At 66.6% G+C, this 19022-nt stretch carries 19 protein-coding genes and 1 riboswitch; of the genes, 9 read left to right on the top strand and 10 right to left on the bottom strand.

Features of this window, described 5'->3' with window-relative positions; all coding sequences use genetic code 11:
- Positions 1 to 10 precede the first annotated feature (10 nt).
- From ACWGQ2_RS05475 to paaA, 7 genes are all read right to left on the bottom strand, one after another.
- A complete protein-coding gene (locus tag ACWGQ2_RS05475) occupies positions 11 to 625 on the bottom strand; it encodes a hypothetical protein (RefSeq protein WP_452015087.1) in 615 nt (204 codons plus the stop codon).
- A gap of 190 nt (positions 626 to 815) precedes the next feature.
- Positions 816 to 1583, bottom strand: a complete 768-nt coding sequence (locus ACWGQ2_RS05480; RefSeq protein ID WP_452015364.1) for an enoyl-CoA hydratase/isomerase family protein — start codon at positions 1581 to 1583, stop codon at positions 816 to 818.
- A gap of 35 nt (positions 1584 to 1618) precedes the next feature.
- Entirely contained in the window at positions 1619 to 2779 is a 1161-nt protein-coding gene (paaE, locus tag ACWGQ2_RS05485) for a 1,2-phenylacetyl-CoA epoxidase subunit PaaE (RefSeq protein ID WP_452015089.1), read from the bottom strand.
- A 3-nt stretch (positions 2780 to 2782) separates the two neighbouring features.
- Complete coding sequence (paaD, locus tag ACWGQ2_RS05490; RefSeq protein WP_452015091.1) at positions 2783 to 3328, bottom strand: 1,2-phenylacetyl-CoA epoxidase subunit PaaD; 546 nt, start codon at positions 3326 to 3328, stop codon at positions 2783 to 2785.
- Positions 3329 to 3333: 5 nt separating this feature from the next.
- Positions 3334 to 4152 (bottom strand): 1,2-phenylacetyl-CoA epoxidase subunit PaaC, encoded by an 819-nt coding sequence (gene paaC, locus ACWGQ2_RS05495; protein ID WP_452015093.1) that lies wholly within the window; start codon positions 4150 to 4152, stop codon positions 3334 to 3336.
- Entirely contained in the window at positions 4149 to 4511 is a 363-nt protein-coding gene (gene paaB, locus ACWGQ2_RS05500) for a 1,2-phenylacetyl-CoA epoxidase subunit PaaB (protein ID WP_325791826.1), read from the bottom strand. The genes paaC and paaB overlap by 4 nt, the downstream gene beginning before the upstream one ends.
- A 2-nt stretch (positions 4512 to 4513) precedes the next feature.
- Positions 4514 to 5497 carry a 1,2-phenylacetyl-CoA epoxidase subunit PaaA gene (gene paaA / locus ACWGQ2_RS05505; RefSeq protein ID WP_452015095.1) on the bottom strand — a complete coding sequence of 328 codons (984 nt, stop codon included), beginning with the start codon at positions 5495 to 5497 and terminating at the stop codon, positions 4514 to 4516.
- A gap of 214 nt (positions 5498 to 5711) precedes the next feature.
- Between paaA and ACWGQ2_RS05510 the strand changes: the two genes are divergently transcribed.
- Complete coding sequence (locus tag ACWGQ2_RS05510; protein ID WP_452015097.1) at positions 5712 to 6260, top strand: hypothetical protein; 549 nt, start codon at positions 5712 to 5714, stop codon at positions 6258 to 6260.
- A 92-nt stretch (positions 6261 to 6352) separates the two neighbouring features.
- Positions 6353 to 8536, top strand: coding sequence for a S9 family peptidase (locus ACWGQ2_RS05515; protein ID WP_452015099.1), 2184 nt, complete (start codon positions 6353 to 6355; stop codon positions 8534 to 8536).
- A gap of 59 nt (positions 8537 to 8595) precedes the next feature.
- Here ACWGQ2_RS05515 and ACWGQ2_RS05520 read toward each other — a convergent pair whose 3' ends face one another.
- Positions 8596 to 9390: a DedA family protein gene (locus ACWGQ2_RS05520; protein ID WP_452015101.1), complete on the bottom strand. Its 795-nt coding sequence runs from the start codon at positions 9388 to 9390 to the stop codon at positions 8596 to 8598.
- A gap of 161 nt (positions 9391 to 9551) precedes the next feature.
- Between ACWGQ2_RS05520 and ACWGQ2_RS05525 the strand changes: the two genes are divergently transcribed.
- The 3 genes from ACWGQ2_RS05525 (at position 9552) to ACWGQ2_RS05535 (ending at position 12182) form a co-directional block, all read left to right on the top strand.
- The gene (locus ACWGQ2_RS05525; protein WP_452015103.1) at positions 9552 to 10028 is read left to right on the top strand and encodes a hotdog fold thioesterase; all 477 of its coding nucleotides are present in this window, start codon (positions 9552 to 9554) and stop codon (positions 10026 to 10028) included.
- Between the two features lie 96 nt (positions 10029 to 10124).
- Positions 10125 to 11468: a phenylacetate--CoA ligase PaaK gene (gene paaK / locus ACWGQ2_RS05530; RefSeq protein WP_452015105.1), complete on the top strand. Its 1344-nt coding sequence runs from the start codon at positions 10125 to 10127 to the stop codon at positions 11466 to 11468.
- Positions 11469 to 11537: 69 nt separating this feature from the next.
- Positions 11538 to 12182, top strand: a complete 645-nt coding sequence (locus tag ACWGQ2_RS05535) for a TetR/AcrR family transcriptional regulator (RefSeq protein WP_452015107.1) — start codon at positions 11538 to 11540, stop codon at positions 12180 to 12182.
- Positions 12183 to 12279: 97 nt separating this feature from the next.
- On the opposite strand, the gene paaZ is transcribed toward ACWGQ2_RS05535, so the two are convergent.
- On the bottom strand, positions 12280 to 14364 hold the full coding sequence (gene paaZ / locus ACWGQ2_RS05540) for a phenylacetic acid degradation bifunctional protein PaaZ (protein ID WP_452015109.1): 2085 nt from the start codon (positions 14362 to 14364) through the stop codon (positions 12280 to 12282).
- Between the two features lie 278 nt (positions 14365 to 14642).
- On the opposite strand from paaZ, the gene ACWGQ2_RS05545 reads away from it, so the two are divergent.
- Positions 14643 to 15620, top strand: a complete 978-nt coding sequence (locus ACWGQ2_RS05545) for an SGNH/GDSL hydrolase family protein (protein ID WP_452015111.1) — start codon at positions 14643 to 14645, stop codon at positions 15618 to 15620.
- Positions 15621 to 15760: 140 nt separating this feature from the next.
- A riboswitch (SAM riboswitch) is annotated at positions 15761 to 15894 on the top strand.
- Positions 15895 to 15909: 15 nt separating this feature from the next.
- Positions 15910 to 16296, top strand: a complete 387-nt coding sequence (locus tag ACWGQ2_RS05550) for a hypothetical protein (RefSeq protein WP_452015113.1) — start codon at positions 15910 to 15912, stop codon at positions 16294 to 16296.
- 61 nt (positions 16297 to 16357) lie between these two features.
- Here the strand turns inward: ACWGQ2_RS05550 and ACWGQ2_RS05555 are convergent, their stop codons facing one another.
- Entirely contained in the window at positions 16358 to 17104 is a 747-nt protein-coding gene (locus tag ACWGQ2_RS05555; protein WP_452015115.1) for a tyrosine-protein phosphatase, read from the bottom strand.
- A 95-nt stretch (positions 17105 to 17199) separates the two neighbouring features.
- Here ACWGQ2_RS05555 and ACWGQ2_RS05560 point away from each other — a divergent pair, with 95 nt between their 5' ends.
- Positions 17200 to 18003, top strand: a complete 804-nt coding sequence (locus ACWGQ2_RS05560) for a MerR family transcriptional regulator (protein ID WP_452015117.1) — start codon at positions 17200 to 17202, stop codon at positions 18001 to 18003.
- 43 nt (positions 18004 to 18046) lie between these two features.
- Entirely contained in the window at positions 18047 to 18607 is a 561-nt protein-coding gene (locus tag ACWGQ2_RS05565; protein ID WP_452015119.1) for a hypothetical protein, read from the top strand.
- The last annotated feature ends 415 nt before the right edge of the window (positions 18608 to 19022 follow it).

Raw genomic sequence — 19022 nt, forward strand, 5'->3', positions numbered from 1 at the left:
GCGGATGCGCCTAGGCGGACACGAATACAGCAGGTGGGCCCCGGTGCCGGAGCGTCAGGAGCGGAATGCCAAGGTTGCGCAGTCCCAGCGGTCGGACAGCCAGGACCGCAGCGGCGGGACGGGGCAGGTGGGCGGGGCGGAAGAGCGGCAGGAGTGCGCCGGGACGGACACCGAGCGCCTCGATGAGGCGCACCAGCGTCCGCTCGCCGTGGGCCACGATCCATACCGTTGCTGCGGCGGCCAGCGCGTGGCTGAGCCACATCATCAGGCCGTGTGCCGGGGCAGCTGCCGATCCCGCTGCTGCGGCCGTACCGGCGTCGGCCAGGTAGGTTCCTGCGTGGTGGGCGTGCCCGGATTGTGTGCCGACGGCGGCCGGCGCCGAGCCAAAGCTGAAAATGAGGTGGAACAGGCCCTGGCTGAAGACGACGGCGGTGCCGAGCCGGGGAAGTGAAAGTCCGCGTCCAGCCAGCAGACAGCTGACCATGCCGGAGACGGCGAGGCAGAACAGCACAAGGGCAGGTTCGGGGGCGGCTCCGCCGCCAAGCACGTGCGACGCAGCAGCTACGGCCGTGGCCGCGAATGCTCCGGCCCAGCCGCGCACCAACCGTGCGGCACGCGCTGTCATCGGTCCTCCTCAGGCACCGTGTGCCGGGCGGGGTCGCATCCGGCCCTGTAATTCTCCCGAAGTTTCGACGCCGTGTCGAATACGGGCGCCCCCAATCCCGCCGAGAGGCCACTTACGGCTCTTATGAGGCTCGAAAAGAGCCGTAACTGGCCTCTCGGCGGGTAATGACGGGGTGCAGAGCGGAGGTTGGTTAGCCCTTGAACTCCGGCTTGCGCTTTTCCTTGAAGGCGGCGAAACCTTCGGCGTAGTCCTCGGTGCCGCACAGCACGCCCTGGGCCTTGTTCTCGTCTTCAACGGAGTCCCAGAGACCCAGGCGGGCATCGCGGATCTGCGCAACGAGTTCCTTGGAGGCACGGAAGGCGCCGGTGGCACCGGACGCTACACGGGCGACCGTGACACGGGTGTTTTCAAGCAGCTCATCGGCCGGGAACACCCGGCTGAACAGACCGGCCGCCACGGCTTCCGCGCCGCTCATCAGGTCTGCCGTGTAGATCAGGTCCAGGGTGCGGTGGGCCCCCAGCCGTTCGGTGAACAGCCAGTGCCCGCCTGAATCCAGGGTGGCACCGAGGTTCGCGAACGGGGAGCCGATCTTGGCGTTGTCCGCCACGTACACCACGTCTGTGGCGACCAGCAGGCCCAGTCCGACGCCGAGGCAGGCACCCTGCGCCGCCGCGAAGGTGGGTGCCGGGAAGGCAGCCATCTTCTTCAGCAGCGGCGTGACCAGGTCACCCAGGTAGGCGTAGGCGTCGTCCTCTGCCGGTACGACGCCGGAGATGTCACGTCCGGCGCAGAAGGCCCGGCCTTCACCGCGCAGCAGCAGCGCACGGACACCGGCGGCAGCGGCGTCGTCGTAGGCCTTGGACAGGTCTGCCAGGGCCTGCTCGTCCAGGGAGTTCAGCTTCTGCGGGGCATTGAGGACAACCTCGGCGACCCCGTCCTTAATCGTCAGTTCGACCATGGACTGGTTCTGCTCGCTCATCGGTGGCTTCGCTCCTAGGCGTCGTAGTCGACGGTGACTTCGGGACTGGTGGGGCGGCTCTGGCAGGTCAGGATGTAACCCTTTTCGATCTCATCCGGTTCCAGCGCGTAGTTTTCTTCCATCTCCACGGTTCCGGAGACCACCTTCGCGCGGCAGGTGCCGCAGACGCCGCCGGCGCAGGCGAAGGGAACGTCCGGACGTACGCGCAGGGCGGCGTTCAGGATCGATTCGCGGGCGTGGGTGGGGCTGGCGACCTTGCCCTGCAGCCCGTCCAGCCGGAAGCTGATCTCGAAGTTGTCTGCCGAGGGATCAACCTGGATCGGACGGCCGATCTGGCCTTCCGGCTTCCCGGGCTGGCCGGTGGTGAAGAGTTCGAAGCGGACCTTTTCCGAGTCGACTCCGCGCTCGGCCAGGGTGTCGCGGCACAGCTGCACCAGTTCGAACGGGCCGCAGAGGAACCATTCATCAACGTCGCGGGTGGGCAGCACGGATTCGATCAGGGCGGAGAGCTTCTCCGCGTCGATCCGGCCGGAGAGCAGCGGGGAAATGCGCTGTTCGCGGGAGAGCACGTGGTGCAGGGCGAACCGGGCCGGGTACTTATCCTTCAGGTCCGCGAGTTCCTCGAGGAACATCACGTCCATGGCTGCCTTGTTGGCGTAGACCAGGTCAAAGCGCACGTTCTCGGAAGCGGCCAGCACGGTGCGGGCAATCGAGATGACCGGGGTGATGCCGGACCCGGCGGCGACGGCGACGAACACGTTCTCGTCGGTAACGTCGATGTCCTCAGGGTGGTTCAGCGCCGTCATGGGGTGCTTGGAGATGAAGCCGCCCGTGGGGCTCATGACGTCCAGGACGTCCCCAGCCTTCAGGTTTTCGTTCGCCCAGGTGGAGAACCGTCCGCCGAGGTCACGCTTGATGGCTACCCGGATTTCGCCGGGCTTGGGCTCGGCGCAGATGGAGTAGCTGCGGCGGATCTCAGCGCCGTCCAGGGTGGTGCGCAGGGCAACGTACTGGCCGGGCAGGTAATCGAAGGAGCCGGTCAGCTCTTCGGGGACCGCGAAGGTGACTTCGATGGCGTCTTCGGTGAGCCGGCGGACAGCACTGACCGTCAGCGGGTGGAAGGCGGTGCGGCGCGAGGCGGGAGCTGCGCCTGCCTCGGTGGTGGAGGTTGTCATGGTTTAGAGCACCTTGAAGTAGTCGAAGGGTTCCTGGCAGTCGCGGCAGACGTACAGCGCCTTGCAGGAAGTAGAGCCAAAGCGTGTCATTTCACGCGTGTTGAGTGAGGAGCACTGGGGGCACTTGACGCTCAGGCCCAGCCGGACGGGTCCGGCAGCTGCCCGGCCCGTGGGCGGAGCGATGCCGTACTCGTTGAGCTTGGTCTTGCCGGCTTCGCTCATCCAGTCCGTGGTCCAGGCCGGGGCCAGGACCAGGTCCACGCGGACCGGTCCGTAGCCGGCGGCAACCAGCGCGGCGGTGACGTCGTCGCGGATCGCGTCCATGGCGGGGCAACCGGAGTAGGTGGGAGTGATGGCCACGCGCACCGAGTTGTCCTGCTGCACATCCACGGCCCGCAGAACACCCAGGTCCTCAATGGTCAGGACCGGGATTTCGGGGTCGCAGACTGTCGCGGCGACGTCCCACGCTGCCGCTGCTGCGGGATCCGTGGGACGCAGCTGCGTGCTGGCTGCGGCGTCGGCGGCGGGTGCTGCCTCAGTCTCGTTCATCGCTGTTACCAGGTTGCGCCGGGATGCTGGCGGGCCAGGACCTGGAGTTCAGCCAGGATGTAGCCGAGGTATTCGCTGTGCTCGCCGCGGCGTCCACCGCCGGGTGCGGGCTGCACCTCGGGAGCCGTAAGCTCGGCCTCAGCCAGCACGGCACCGACCTTTTCATCAAAGGCTGCCCGCAGTGTGGAGGGCAGGACGGCGATTCCCTCGAGGGAACGAACCAGGTCGTCATCCTCGAAGAGCTCGCCAACATACGGCCAGATCAGTTCCAGGGCGCGGATCATGCGGGTGCGTGATTCCTCGGTGCCCTGTCCCAGGCGCAGCACCCACTGGGCGCTGTGGTCGCGGTGGTAGTCGACTTCCTTGACGGCCTTGGCTGCGATGGCCGCCAGCGTCTCGTCCTGGGAGGAGAGCATGGCGGTGTAGAGCTCGTACTGGAAGAAGGAGACCACCAGCTGGCGGGCGATCGTCTTGGCGAAGTCGCCGTTTTCCTGCTCAACGATGTGGGCGGAACGGTATTCCTCTTCGCCGCGCCAGTACGCCAGGTCATCCTCGGTCTTGTCCCAGGCGGTGCCGGCGTAGGTGAGGAAGGACCGGGCGTGGCCGAGCAGGTCCAGGGCGATGTTGGAAAGAGCGATGTCCTCTTCCAGCTCCGGAGCGCGGGCAACCCACCAGCCCAGGCGCTGGGCCAGGATCAGGGCGTCGTCGCCCAGGCGCAGCGCGTACTCTGCGACAGCTTCGGGCGCCTTGGCGTCAGAGGCCGCGATGTCCTCCGGGCGGAGGGCATTGCCCGGGGTGATCCGGGTGGCGCTGTCCGTGTTCACAGGTGCTTCACCCCTTCAGACTTGCGGTAGTACGTGGCGTGCCGGTAGTCCTTGCCCTGCGGGGACTCGAAGAACTGGCCCTTGGCGTCGGGATCGGAAGAGATGATCGCCTCGGCCGGAACCACCCAGAGGGAAACGCCTTCGTTCCGCCGGGTGTAAAGGTCGCGTGCGTTGCGCACTGCCATGTCGGCGTCGGGCGCGTGCAGCGAACCGGCGTGGACGTGGGAGAGGCCGCGGGAGGAACGGACGAATACTTCCCAGAGCGGCCAGGCCGCGTTGACGCCCGTGTCAGGAGCTACCGAGCCGGACGTTGCCGCCGTCTTGGTGCCGTCGTCGCCCGTTGTGGAACCGGAAACCATGCTTATGCCACCTCTGTCTTTCGTGCCTGCTTTGCCGCGTATGCGGCTGCTGCTTCGCGCACCCAGGCGCCGTCTTCGTGTGCTTCACGGCGGCGGGCCAGCCGCTGCGAGTTGCACGGGCCGCGTCCGGCGAGGACTTCCTTGAACTCATTCCAGTCCAGCGGTCCGTGCTCCCATTTGCCGGTCTCTTCGTTGAACCGGATCTGGTCATCGGGGAGGGTCAGGCCAAGGACCTTGACCTGCTCGTAGATCATGCCGACGAAACGCTGGCGCAGTTCGTCGTTGGAGAAGCGCTTGATGTTCCAGGCCATGGACTGGCGGGAGTTGGGGGAATCATCATCCGGCGGACCGAACATCATCAGCGCCGGTGCGTACCAGCGGTTGATGGCGTCCTGGGCCATCTGCTTCTGAGCCTCGGTGCCGTTGGCGAGTTCGAGCAGGATCTCGAAGCCCTGGCGCTGGTGGAAGGACTCTTCCTTGCAGATGCGAACCATGGCACGGCCGTAGGGTCCGTAGGAGGCGCGGCACAGCGGGACCTGGTTGCAGATGGCGGCGCCGTCAACGAGCCAGCCAATTGCACCCATGTCAGCCCAGCTGCGGGTGGGGTAGTTGAAGATGCTGGAGTACCGGGCCTTGCCGGCGATCAGGTCTTCGGTCATCTTCTCGCGCGGGGTGCCGAGGGTCTCGGCTGCGGAGTAGAGGTAAAGGCCGTGGCCGGCTTCATCCTGAACCTTGGCCAGGAGGATGGCCTTGCGCTTCAGTGAGGGTGCGCGGGTGATCCAGTTGGCTTCGGGCTGCATGCCGATGATCTCGGAGTGCGCATGCTGGGAAACCTGGCGGACCAGGGTCTTCCGGTAGCCTTCCGGCATCCAGTCACGCGGCTCGATCCGCGAATCGTCGGCGATGATCGCATCGAATGCTGCCTGTCCGGCTGCGTCATCATCCTGCTGGGCCGGGACTGCGTACAAGTCTGTCTGCGTAGCCATAGATGTCACCTCACTGTTTTCCACGGGCCGCGGACAGCTCCGCGGAAGTCGTTCGGCCAATAATTACCGACCGTTCGTTCAGAATATGCGTGTGAGCGATCGCACGTCAAGGCGGGAACCCTTTTTACGCCTGCGTTGCGCCGGCCCGGTGGCGGCTGCATGCCGTACCAGCGGATACCTTTGATCTATCGGCACAGGCAGGAGGAAGCAGAGCATGGCAGGCAGCGGTTCAAGCACCCGGATCCGGCCGGGCCTTGGTGACGCGTCTGCACCGGGCCTCGCCGTACACCTGCTGGTGCCGATCCTGCTGGGGCTGCTCGGCTTCTGCGCAGTTGCCGCCGCCGTGGCGTCCACCGGCGGGGTCCTGGGCATCACCGCCAGCGGCCTGGCCGTGGTGCTGACCCTCCTGCTCGCTGCCGGAGCTGCTCCGCGCTTCCTGCCCGTGGCGCTTGCCGGACGGGCCGGCCGCCCGCTTGCCCTGCTCGGCGTCGTCGTGCTGGCGCATTTGCTCCTGTACTGGACGGTGGGCGGCGCTGTGATCCTCACCCTCCCTGCCTTCCCTGTGGCCGCTGCCGGAGGCGGCCTGCTGCTGGCCACCTCGCTCTGGTCCCAGTTCCGGCGCGGTCCCGCCGCTGACGAGCCGGTGCGGGTGACTGGTTCAGTCCGCCGGCCCTTTACCCACACTCTGGTGCTGGTACTGGCCAACTGGGTGTTCTTCGCTGCCGCGGGCATGTTCAGCGCCTGGATCCTGCTGGGGCGCTAGCCGCACCTCCCAGCCGCACCGCCGCTCCGCCGCGAGCATAAAGCCGGCGCTGCCCGTCGCAAGCCGTTGGCGGGCTAGATATATTCGGGTTCATGACTACACCCACTCCCCCGGCCGCGAAAAAAGTCCCCGTCGAGCGCACCCACCACGGTGAAACGTTCACCGATGACTACGAATGGCTGCGGGAGAAGGAAAACCCGGAGGTGGTGGAGCACCTCAACGCGGAGAATGCCTACACCGACGCAGTCACCGCAGACCAGGAGCCGCTGCGGCAGGAGATCTTCGAGGAGATCAAGGCCCGCACCGTTGAAACTGATCTTTCCGTTCCGGCCCGCAAGCGCGGCTGGTGGTACTACACCCGCACCGTGGAGGGCCAGCAGTACGCGATCCACTGCCGCACCGCAGCCCAGGACACCGGCGACCTGCACGCGGACTGGACGCCTCCCGTCGTCGAACCGGGTGTTCCCGTCCCCGGAGAGCAGATCCTGATCGACGGCAATGCCGAGGCCGAAGGCAAGCCCTTCTTCGCGCTCGGCGGCCTGGCCGTCACCGAGGACGGCAACCTGCTGGCCTACTGCGAGGACAACGCCGGGGATGAGCGCTTCACCCTGCGGATCAAGGACCTGCGCACCGGGGAACTGCTGCCCGACGTCGTATCCAACGTCTTCTACTCCCTCACCTTCTCCCCGGACGGCACCCGCGTCTTCTACACCGTCGTCGACGATTCCTGGCGCCCGTACCAGATCAAGGCACACACCCTAGGTACGGATGTCAGCGAAGACACCGTGATTTACCAGGAGGACGACGTCGCCATGTGGACAGGCTTCGACCTCTCCGCAGACCGGAAGCAGCTGCTGATCGGCATCAGCTGCTCCGAGTACAGCGAATACCGGGTGATGGATTTCGACGACGCCGCGGACACCGTCCGGACCCTGATTCCGCGCAGCGAGCGGATCCTCTACGAAGCCGAGCCGTTCACCCGCGATGGTGAGCGCCAGTACCTGATCACCCACAACAGGGACGCCCTGAACTCCATGGTCTCCCTGGTCGCGGAGGGTGAGTTCGCCAAGCCGCTGTCCGGGCAGCAGTGGCAGACCGTGGTGGCGCACGACGACGCCGTGCGGGTCAACGGCGTGTCCGTCACCTCCACGCACATCCTGGTTTCGGTCCGCAAGGACACCACCGAGCGCGTGCAGATCCTGCCGCTGGCCGGGATCGGCACCCCGGGGCAGGCGGCACCCGCGGAGCCGGCCTTTGACGAGGAGCTTTACACCGCCGGGCTGACCAACGCCGAGTACGATTCGCCGATCATCCGGCTGAGCTATACGTCTTATCTGACGCCGCCGCGGGTCTATGACTACGTGCTGGCCACCGGCGAGCTTGAGCTGCGCCGGGAAACCCCGGTGCGCGGCGGCTATGATCCTGCGCAGTACGTGGCCGAACGCGACTGGGCGACGGCGGAGGACGGCACCCGGGTTCCGCTCTCCGTGCTGCGCCGGGCCGAGGTGGCCCGCGACGGGTCCAACCCCGCCCTGGTCTACGCCTACGGCAGCTACGAAATCTCCATGGACCCGGCCTTCAACATCGCCCGGCTCTCCCTGCTGGACCGCGGCGTCATCTTTGTGGTGGCGCACATCCGCGGCGGCGGCGAGATGGGCCGGGCCTGGTACGACCAGGGCAAGAAGCTGAACAAGAAGAACACCTTCACCGACTTCGTGGCCGCGACCGACCACATGGCAGCCTCGGGCTGGGTTGATCCGGCGCGGATTGCGGCCATGGGCGGCTCCGCAGGCGGACTGCTGATGGGCGCCGTCGCGAACCTGGCTCCGGAAAAGTACCGGGCCATCGTGGCGCAGGTCCCGTTCGTGGACGCGCTCACCACCATCCTGGATCCGAACCTGCCGCTGTCCGCCCTGGAGTGGGAGGAATGGGGCAACCCCATCACCGATCCCGAGGTCTACCGCTACATGAGCGAATACAGCCCGTATGAGAACGTACGGGCCGTCGACTACCCGCGCATCGCTGCTGTCACCAGCTTTAACGACACCCGGGTGCTGTACGTGGAGCCGGCCAAGTGGGTGGCCAAGCTGCGCGAAACGACCACCGGTTCCGAGCCGATTGTTCTGAAGATTGAAATGGACGGCGGCCACGGCGGCGCCTCCGGCCGCTATGAGGCCTGGAAGGACCGTGCCTGGGACTACGCGTTTGTGCTCTCGGCACTGGACGCCCGGGACCTGCTGCCCGGCGTCAGCTCGCCGGCCGCTGCGGCCCGGTAGCTCGGCAGCGAAGAACGACGGCGGAAGCCGGGTGCCGTGCGGGCGCCCGGCTTTCGGCGTTAATCCACCCCGCCCGCTTCCGACGCACCGGGGCGGGGGCGGGGCAGCGGCCGGGTTTTCCCTGTGCGGGGCTTGGGCGCGTCTTTCTCCGCCGCCCCTTCTGCTGCCGGCTTCGTCGCGCGCTGCTGCCGGCGCCCGGGGCGGAACAGGCCCAGGACAACAAATACGAGCGTCAGGCCGATGACCCCGAGGAAGATGAGGTCCAGGTTGTCCCGCACAAACGGAACACGGTCCCCCAGCACGTAGCCGAGCATCGTGACGCTCAGCGCCCAGACCACACCGCCGATTGCGTTGTAGGCAATGAACGTTGCGTAGTGCATCCGTCCGACGCCGGCCACCACGGGCGTGAAGGTGCGGATCACCGGAATAAAGCGGGCCAGCACCACGGCTTTGCCGCCATGGCGGGCAAAGAACGCCTCCGCCCGGTCCACATTCTCCTGGTGGAAGAACCTGGACTCCGGTCTGTTGAAGACCACCGGGCCCGCCTTGCGGCCAATGAAATACCCAAGCTGGTCGCCGGCGAAGGCGCACAAGGCGATCAGCAGGATCAGCACCCAGATGTTGATCTGCACTGCACCCGTGGCCACCAGCAGTCCGGCGGTGAAAAGAAGGGAGTCTCCCGGAAGGAAAAACCCGATAAGCAGGCCGGTCTCCACGAAGACGATTCCGCAGATCAGCAGCACTACCCACGGGCCGATGGCGGGGTCGGAAAGGAAAACCTGGGGATCCAGCCATTCCGGCAAGAGAGAGGACTTGGGCTGCAGGGCACCTGGCGCTGCTGTGGCAAAGGTCACTCCAACAGGTTAGACCATGGGCCTATGAGCAGGCTGGGAGGGCCGGGTTGTTACGCGGCGGGACGGGCGTCACACAGCACCGTGACCCGGCTTCAACTTGACAGTGATAACGCTCACAGGATTACCTAATGAACATTCGGTAAAGAAAAGAGAGGGTTCCCATGGCTGACTCCGGTGTCACCGCCCCGGTCCGCGAAAAGCGCCTGGCACATCCCATCCTTGAACACGACGCCACGTCCGAGTGGCTCGGCATCTCGGTCCAGGATCTGGCCGACGGCTACGCCGTCATCACCATGGACCTGCGCCCCGAGATGCTCAACGGTTTCTCCATCGCCCATGGCGGCATGGTGTTCGCCTTCGCGGACACCGCTTTCGCGCTGGCCTGCAACCCGTCCGGCGCAGACTCGCTGGCTAACATGGACACGATCACCGTGGCTTCCGGTGCCGATATCAACTTCATATCCTCAGCCCGTGCCGGCGACAAGCTGCGGGCAGAGGCCAGCCGCCGTGCAGCGGCAGGCCGCAGCGGCGTCTATGACATTGAAGTCACCGCCGAGTCCCCGGACGGCGCCACCCGCGTCATCGCTGAATTCAGGGGCCGCTCACGAACCATTCCCAATCCCGCCCGCCGAGCCTAAAGGGTCCGCCGCTCTCCGGCCGGATCCTGCCCTTTCGTTTTCCTTCCCAACACTGCACAATCAAGCCCCACCCCTCTCCCCCGAAGGTTCTACGCAATGAATACCGCCTCCGCAATTAAGGCCACCGCAGCAGATCCCGCCACCCTCGACGCCGAGGAGCTCATGAGCCGGGACCAGATCGAGGCCCTGCAGCTCACCCGCCTCCAGGAGACGGTCCGCTACGCCTATGACCGCGTGCCGCTGTACACGAAGAAGTTCGACGACGCCGGTGTCCGCCCGGAGGACCTCAAGGAACTCTCGGATCTGGCCAAGTTCCCGTACACCACCAAGGAAGACCTGCGCCAGAGCTACCCGTTTGGCATGTTCGCCGTGCCGATGGACGAGGTCTCCCGTATCCACGCTTCTTCCGGCACCACCGGCCGCCCCACCGTGGTGGGCTACACCAAGGGCGACCTTGACCGCTGGGGAACCCTGGTGGCCCGCTCGCTGCGTGCCTCCGGCGTGAAGTCCAACTACAAGGTCCACAACGCCTACGGCTACGGCCTGTTCACCGGTGGCCTGGGTGCCCACTTCGGCGCCGAGAAGCTCGGCTGCACGGTCATCCCGATGTCCGGCGGCCAGACCGAACGCCAGATCCAGCTGATCCAGGACTTCGAGCCGGACACCATTCTGGCCACCCCCACGTACCTGCTGACCATCGCGGACGCCATGAAGCGCGCCGGCATTGATCCGCGCTCCACCTCGCTGAAGAACGCCGTACTGGGCGCCGAGCCGTGGACCGAGGAAATGCGGCATGAGCTCGAACAGATGATGGACATCGACGCCTGCGACATCTACGGCCTCTCCGAGGTCATGGGCCCGGGCGTGGCCGGTGAATGCGTTGAGACCAAGGACGGTGCCCACATCTGGGAGGACCACTTCCGTCCCGAGATCATCGACCCGTTCGATGACACCAAGGTCCTGGCCGACGGCGAGCACGGCGAGCTGGTCTTCACTTCCCTGACCAAGGAAGCCCTGCCGATCATCCGTTACCGCACACACGACCTCACCCGCCTGCTGCCGGGCACCGCGCGTCCGGGCATGCGCCGCATGGGCCGCATCACCGGCCGCAACGATGACATGATCATCCTGCGCGGCGTGAACCTCTTCCCGAGCCAGATCGAAGAAATCGCACTGCGCATCCCGGCCCTGAGCCCGCACTTCCAGCTGGAGATCACCCGCCCGGACCGCATGGACGAACTGGCAGTAAAGATCGAGCGCCGTGCCGAGTCTTCCGCTGACGAGTGCGCCAAGGCAGCTGCTGAGCTGAAGAACCAGATCAAGATCCACATCGGTTCCTCCTGCGCCATCCACGTGGTGGAGCCCGGGTCCCTGGCACGCTCCAGCGGCAAGCTGCGCCGCATCTACGACCTGCGCAAGCAGGAGAACAAGCCGGCCTAGCAGCCGGGATGGCCATTCGGTTGGCCGGGGGTGTCCCGGCCAACCGAACGTTCATGCGAAAATATCCAGATGCCTAGTCCTTCGAGTTCCGCGACTTCCCCGTCCTCCACGACCGCAGCCGGCAACGGCTCCCGCCGCGGGCGCCCGGGGTACGACCAGCAGACCGTGCTGAACATCGCCGTCGACGTCTTCAACCGCCACGGCTACGAAGCGACGTCCATGGGCATCCTGGCGGAGAACCTGGGCATCACCAAGTCCGCCATCTATCACCATGTTCCGTCCAAGGGCGATCTGCTGCGCCTGGCGCTGGAGAACGCCCTTGGCGGACTCGAGGGCGTCCTGGATGACCCGCGGGCGTCCACCGGCCCGGCTGACGCCCGGCTTGAGTTCGTGCTGCGCGGGACCATCAATGTGTTGACGGAGCGCCTGCCGTTTGTCACCCTGCTGCTGCGCCTGCGCGGGAATACCGATATTGAGCGTGATGCGCTTGAACGGCGCCGCCAGTTCGACCGTCGGGTAGCCCAGCTCGTGGACGCCGCGCGTTCGGAGGGATCACTGCGCGGGGACATTGACCCGCGGACCACCACCCGCCTGCTCTTCGGCACCATCAACTCTATTGTCGAGTGGTACAAGCCCGGCGGCCCGATCGGCGCGGAGAAGCTTGCCGATGACATCATTTCCATGATGTTCGACGGCCTGCACGGCAAGCGCTGACATCGTCCCTCCCCCCTACTTCCCCACCGAGATGACAGAAACTGCCCGTTAGAAGCGTCTAACGGGCAGTTTCTGTGATCTCGATGTGTCGAGGAGGCTAGGCGCGCTTCTTCTCCACGAGGGTCAGCACGTCGTAGGTCGCCACGATCTCATCGTTCTGGTTGTGCAGGACGGCGTCCCAGGCAACCTCACCGTACTCGTCGGTCTCGCGCGGGGTGATGCGCTTGGCCGTCAGGGTGACGCGGATCGAATCGCCGGCTGCCACCGGAGTGATGAAGCGCAGGTTCTCCAGGCCGTAGTTGGCCAGCACCGGTCCCGGCGCCGGTTCCACGAACAGACCGGCACCCCAGGAGAGCAGCAGGTAACCGTGCGCCACAATGCCGGGGAAGAATGGGTTCGCTTCGGCGGCTTCCTGGTTGGTGTGCGCGTAGAACGTATCGCCCGTGCTGTTCGCAAAGGCGGTGATGTCTTCCAGGGTGACCTCGCGCAGCTCGGAGGCCATCGCGTCGCCGATCTTCAGCGTGGCCAGGTCCTTGCGGAACGGGTGTGTCTCATCGAAGTTCTGGTCTGCGCCGGTGTGCCAGACGCCGGTGATGGCCGTCAGCATGTTCGGCGAGCCCTGAATGGCGGTGCGCTGCATGTGGTGCTTGACGGCGCGGATGCCGCCGAGCTCTTCGCCGCCGCCGGCGCGGCCGGGTCCGCCGTGGACCAGGTGCGGCACGGGCGAGCCGTGGCCGGTAGAGCTGCGGGCGGTCTCGCGGTTGAGCACGTGCACACGGCCGTGGTGGCCGGCGATGCCGGTGACAACCTCGCGGACGGTTGCCGGGTCGTTGCTGCAGACGGTGGCAACCAGCGAGCCGCCGCCCATCGCAGCCAGACGCACGGCGTCGGCGGTGTCTTCGTAGCCCACCACAGAGGAAACCGGGCCGAAGGCTTCCACCGAGTGCAGCGCCTCAGCCTCGGGGTTGTCCCAGGTCAGCAGTACCGGCGCCATGAAAGCACCGTCTTCGGCGACCCCGCGGCTGCCGTCTGCCTGCACGGTTTCCGGGGCCTCCAGGCTGCCGAACGCGATCTTCGCGCCGGCATCGAGGAGGGTCTGCACGGAAGAGCGGACGCCGTCGCGCTGCTCCACCGATGCCAGCGCGCCCATGGTGACGCCTTCTGCGCGGGGGTCGCCGAGCACAACACGTTCTTCAATGCGCTTGGCAGCGGCAGCAACGACGTCGTTCACCAGTGCCTTGGGCACAATGGCGCGGCGGATGGAGGTGCACTTCTGGCCGGCCTTGACCGTCATTTCGGTGACCAGCGACTTCACGTACGCGTCGAACTCCGGGGTGCCGGGAAGAGCGTCCGGCCCCAGGATGGAGGCGTTCAGCGAGTCAGTTTCGCTGGTGAAGCGCACGCCGCCTTCGACGACGTTGGTGTGGTTCTTCAGCTTGTTGGCGGTCGACGCCGAGCCGGTGAAGGAGACCATGTCCCGGTAGTCGAGGTGGTCCAGCAGGTCCCGTGCGGATCCGGAGATCAGCTGGAGCGAACCGGCGGGCAGGATGCCGGATTCGATCATCATGCGCACGGCGGCTTCGGTGAGGTAGCCGGTGGGGGTGGCGGGCTTCACGATGGTGGGGACGCCGGCGAGGAAAGCCGGGGCGAACTTCTCCAGCATGCCCCAGACCGGGAAGTTGAAGGCGTTGATCTGCACGGCGACGCCCGGGATGGACGTGTAGACGTGCTCGCCGATGAAGGAGCCGTCCTTGGACAGCACCTCGGCGGTTCCGTCGATCACCACGGTGGAGTTCGGCAGTTCGCGCCGGCCCTTGGAGCCGAAGGTGAAGAGCACGCCGATGCCGCCGTCGATGTCCACGAGGGAGTCGATCTTGGTGGCGCCGGTCCGGGCGGAGATTTCGTAGAGTTCCGGACGGCGGCCGTTGAGGTACTGGGCCAGTTCCTTCAGCTTGAGCGCGCGCTGGTGGAAGGTGAGGCCGGCCAGTCCGCGGTGGCCCACGGTGCGGCCATGCTCGACGGCGGCAGCCGTGTCCAGTCCGTCGGTGCTGACCAGGGCGAGCAGTTCGCCGGTGGAGGCATCGCGGACTTCGGCGGAGCTGGCGGAGGTGTTCTCCGGGGTCCACCATTCGTCCTGGACGAAACTGGGGACGACTTGCACGTCTATGGCGGTTGAGGTCATCTTTGACGGACCCTTTCGATACTGGACGTTCGTTTGCCAGTCCGGGCCGGTTCCGCTGGCCGCAGCTGCGGCGCAGGCCGATAACTGACCGGACGGTCGGTAATGAATCCAGCCTACATGAGAGTGCCGTGCGGCACATCACCCGGACCTGAGCTGTCCTAACATTTCGCCTGCGGGCAGCGCCTGGCAGCGTTCATGTTCCGCCGTCGAAGCCCGGCCGTTACCGTGTTCCGTTACGCAGCACTGCACTGCGGACAACGACGGCGGAAGGCAAGGACATGTTCCGGTTGCGCAAGTGGGGGCGGGCAGCGGCACTGCTGTCCGCGGGAATCCTGCTCACGGGAGGATCCCTGGTGCTGCCTGCGGCCGGTGCGGCTGCTGAGGCTCCGCCGGGCTGGACCGCGGCCGGGTCCGGTGCAGACCGGGACCGCGGACACCATGGACCCAACAAAGGATGGGACCGCGGGCACAAGAGGACTGTCGACTACGTGGCGCTCGGGGATTCGTATGCGGCCGGCGTCGGCGGCGGAGCTTTCCTGGATGCCTGCGGCCGGACCGCAGAAGGGTATCCGGCCCTGTTGGATGCACTCCGGAAGGTTGAGCTGGATGCCAATGTGAGTTGCGGCGGTGCTACCGCTGCCAGCACTCCGCCGTCTGCTCCCGCCGGGCCGGTGGACCTGCCGGAGCAAATCGCAGCACTGCAGGCCGCCGGCAGCATCGACCGGAATACCGATCTGGTGACCCTGACCATCGGCGGCAACGACGTCCGTTTCACGGAGGTTGTCGCGGCCTGTGCCGGAGCGGCGCTTCCTGCCACCTGCGGGCCCGCCCTGGCCGCGGCGCAGGCGTACGCCGAAACGACGCTGGCCCCGCAGGTGCGTCAGTCGCTGGAACAGCTGCGGGCCCTGGCTCCGCGGGCCGAGCTGGTGTTGGTGGGCTATCCGCACCTCTTCGACGACGCCGGCGTTCCCGGCCTGCTGACGGCGGAGGCAGCCGGACTGTTCAACGCGGGCACGGATGCGCTGAATGCCGTACTGGCCGCTCAGCTGCCGGACCGGCGGTCCACCTACGTGGACGTGGTGGACGAGTTTGCCGGGCATGGCGTGGGGTCGGCCGATCCGTGGATCATCTTCGGCGATCCCCAGACCAACCTGCATCCGAACGCCACGGGTTACCGCGAGGGATACCTGGCCGCCATCACCGCCGACGTCGACCTGCACCCGGGTGGCGGCCATCCCTGCCGCGGCCGCCGGTGAAGCTGCGCCGGTTTTCCTGGCCACGTACCCCTCTCCCCCGTCGAAAGGCCAGTTACGGCTCTTTTCAGGCCCGAAAAGAGCCGTAACTGGCCTCTCGAGGGATGTACCGGTGTCCCCGGCACCTGCTAACGTAACTACTGCTTCACGAGACATGGCCTCCGCACCTTCCCGGGTGTGGAAAAGCTCCGACTGGCCATGCACCAACCCCAATGTTCGGCGGGTGGTTCGGATGACGAAGCGGCCCGCATCCAACCGGAGCGGGCAAGGACACTCCCACGAAGGACACGCTGTGATTCCCTCCAGTGACCCGCGCTGCACCGCTTTCTACCCCGGCCACAAGATCCACTGGATCCATGGTGGCCGCCTGCTCAGGTTCGACGACTGGATCGACGTCGAGGTCCACGCCGACCCCGAACTCGACCTGATCTACCTGGTCCTCGACGGCGAGCAGCAGCTGATGTGGCACCACGACGTTCCGCTAGTCGCAGAGGCGCTGGCGGCCAGCCCTGGCCAGCCCCAGTGGTGCCAGCGGTACTCCTCGCTGATGGTCCCGGGCGCCTACGAGGGCCGGAACCGGAGCTCTTTTTTCTACTTGGCCACAAATGACAGGGTGGTTCCCTGCCGCGGCCGGGAACCCCGGCGTGACGTGACTATGCAGGATCAGGGCTCGGCGTAGCTCCCCGTCCCATCGAGATGGCAGAAACTGCACGGATGAAGCCTGTATCGAGCAGTTTCTGTCATCTCGGTTCGGGGTCGAGCAGCCGGGACCGGAGCCGGGCGAGCGTTTCCTCCCCTATTCCAGCCCGGCGCAAATAGGCCGCGGCGTCGAAATCCTGCAGGAAACCCAGCAGTTCCCCCTCCGCTGCATCGGCGCGGGCGGCCAGTTCGGCGTCGTCCAGCGGTCGTTCCCGCGGCTGCTGCTGGGTCCGGTGCCAGTCGTTGATGCCGGTCAGGGCGGTTCGGTAGTCGGCGGCGATGTCCGTCGGCTGCACACCGGCCACGCCGAGCAGCAGCGCCGTCACCAGCCCGGTGCGGTCGCGTCCGGCAGAACAGTGGAGCACGACGCCGCCGGGCGGGGCATCCGCGACGGCGGCGGCGATTGCCGCGAACTTCTCCGGCCAGCGGCGCAGGTTCTCCGGATAGAAGCGCGGTGAGCTCATGTACGGGCCGGTCAGCGCGGTGAAGTCCGGGTCATCGGGTTCCTGGGTCGGAAGGTTCACGAACCGGATGCCGTCTACTGCCGACGGCGTCAGCACGGGGTCGGTATCACGCCGGCCGATCTCCGCCGCGTTGCGCAGGTCGATGACGGTGCGGACGCCGGCGTCATGCGCCTGCTGCCAGCCGCGGGCCGTGAGCCATTCGGAGCGGCCCATCCGGTAGATCCGCCCGGGCTGGATGTACCCGTTGACCGCGGGTATTCCGCCCAGGTCCCTCGCGTTAGCGGCGCCGTCCCAGTCCACGCTGCGCTTCCCCGGATTCCTCATGCTTCCAGCCTAGGCGGAGCCGTGCCCCGGCGCGCTGGAGGGCCTCCGCCAGCGATACTTGACTCTGACACTGTGGAAGGCAGGAGAACTGGAGCATGTTATCCATTGGAGCGTTCGCGCAGATCGGCCAGGTTACCCACCGCATGCTGCGGCACTGGGACACCGCCGGGCTGCTTGTGCCCGCCCACGTGGATGAGTTCAGCGGTTACCGTTCCTACGATCCGTCGCAGCTTCAACGGCTGCACCGGATCGTGGCCCTGCGTTCCCTTGGCTTCGGCCTGGACGATATTTCGGCGATGCTCGCTTCCGGGATGGACTCAGGCCGGATCGCCGGCCTGCTTCGTCTGCGGAAGGCGGAGGTCGCGGAAGAGGCGCGGGTAGCGGCGGCACGGCTCATCGACGTCGAGCGCAGGCTCCACCTCATTGAAAAGGAAAATGCCATGGCCCAGATCGAAATCATTGAAAAGCCCCTCCCTGCCATGCGGCTCGCCGCATGCAGCGCCGTAGTGGCCGAGCAGCCCGAGGTTCCCGGCGTCGTCGGGCCGCTCTTCGACAGTGTCGCAGCACTGCTGGCCCCCTCCGGCACGCCGGCCGGGGTTCCGGTGGCGCAGTACGACATGGGAGAGGACGGTATGCGGATCATTGCAGGCTTTGCGAGCTCCGGTCCCATTCCTGACGGCGCCGAGGAAGCCCTGCTGCCCGCTGTTCCAGTTGCCGTGTGCGGAGTTCACCTGGGCTCGATGGAGCACATCGGCGAAAGCTGGCAGGCGGTGCACGCCGAGATCATCGCCCGGGGATTCACGCTCTCAGGCCCGTGCCGTGAGGTGTACCTGCGGTCCGAGTCCGAGGATCAGGCAGATTGGGTGACTGAACTGCAGCAGCCAGTCGCCAGGGCTTAGTCCCGGCTGCATGCCGGCAGCCGCGTCAGCAGAGGAGGTATCGGTGGAGGCAACCGAGATCCGGCTGTGGTGGCTGCCGGTGGGCGCCGGCGGGCACGTGGTGATCCACACCAGCCGGTGGTGGGAGCTTTGGCGTTCCCTGCGGGAGCGGCGGCGCCCCCGGCCGCTGTTCCACTCCGCCTTGGAAATCCTGGCCCCGGACGGTCGCTACGCCGTCGAAATGGCGCCGGCCTGGGGCCGGGGCGCCGGCGGCCCCGGGGTGGTGGCCACGGGCCCGGTCGGCCTCCGGCTGCTGGGACGCTTCGGGCTCTTCCGGTATGAGGTGCGGTGCTGGCGCGACGGGATCATCCCCGACCTCGCGTACGCTCCGGAAGCGCCGGTGGTGTTCAATCTGGCCGCGTCCGACGCCGACGCCCTGCTTGCGCGCGTTCCCCAGGTTCCCCGCCTGGTGTGGGGCGCCAAAATGGCCGACGGCGACATGTGGAACTCGAACTCGCTGGTGTCCTGGCTGCTGCAGACGGCGAATATCGACGCCGCTGCCCTGTCACCGCCGAACGGGGGCAGGGCGCCGGGCTGGCTTGCAGGTATTGATGCCGCCCGGTGACAGTCTCCGGCGGTCTGCCTGAGACCCCACCGCGGCAGTCCACCCGCGGTGCCGTGTCAGATCATCCTGTGCTGCAATAACGTCGTTTAGGACTGCTCCTGCGAATCCTGTGCCGCGGTAACGCCGCTGTGAACGCTCCATAGCGACGTTGTTGCGACACAGGACGCTGCAGCCCCTTGCTGAGGGGCATTACTGCGACACAGGACGCGGACAACCGGGGCGGCAAGCTCCGGTCCGCCCCGGCAGCCGATGCCCGCAAGTCACTGTGCCAACCGGTACTGAGCGGCAGACCGGTTGGAAGATCAGCCCTCGTCAATTTTCGGGGAGATAAAGTCCCTCAGACCCCGCCCCCGGAAATCGTTCGGGGAGGTAATGCTGCTTTCAGCATCCCTAAACAGCGTTATGTCCCCAAAAG

This window comes from Arthrobacter sp. NPDC055585, from assembly GCF_053619115.1.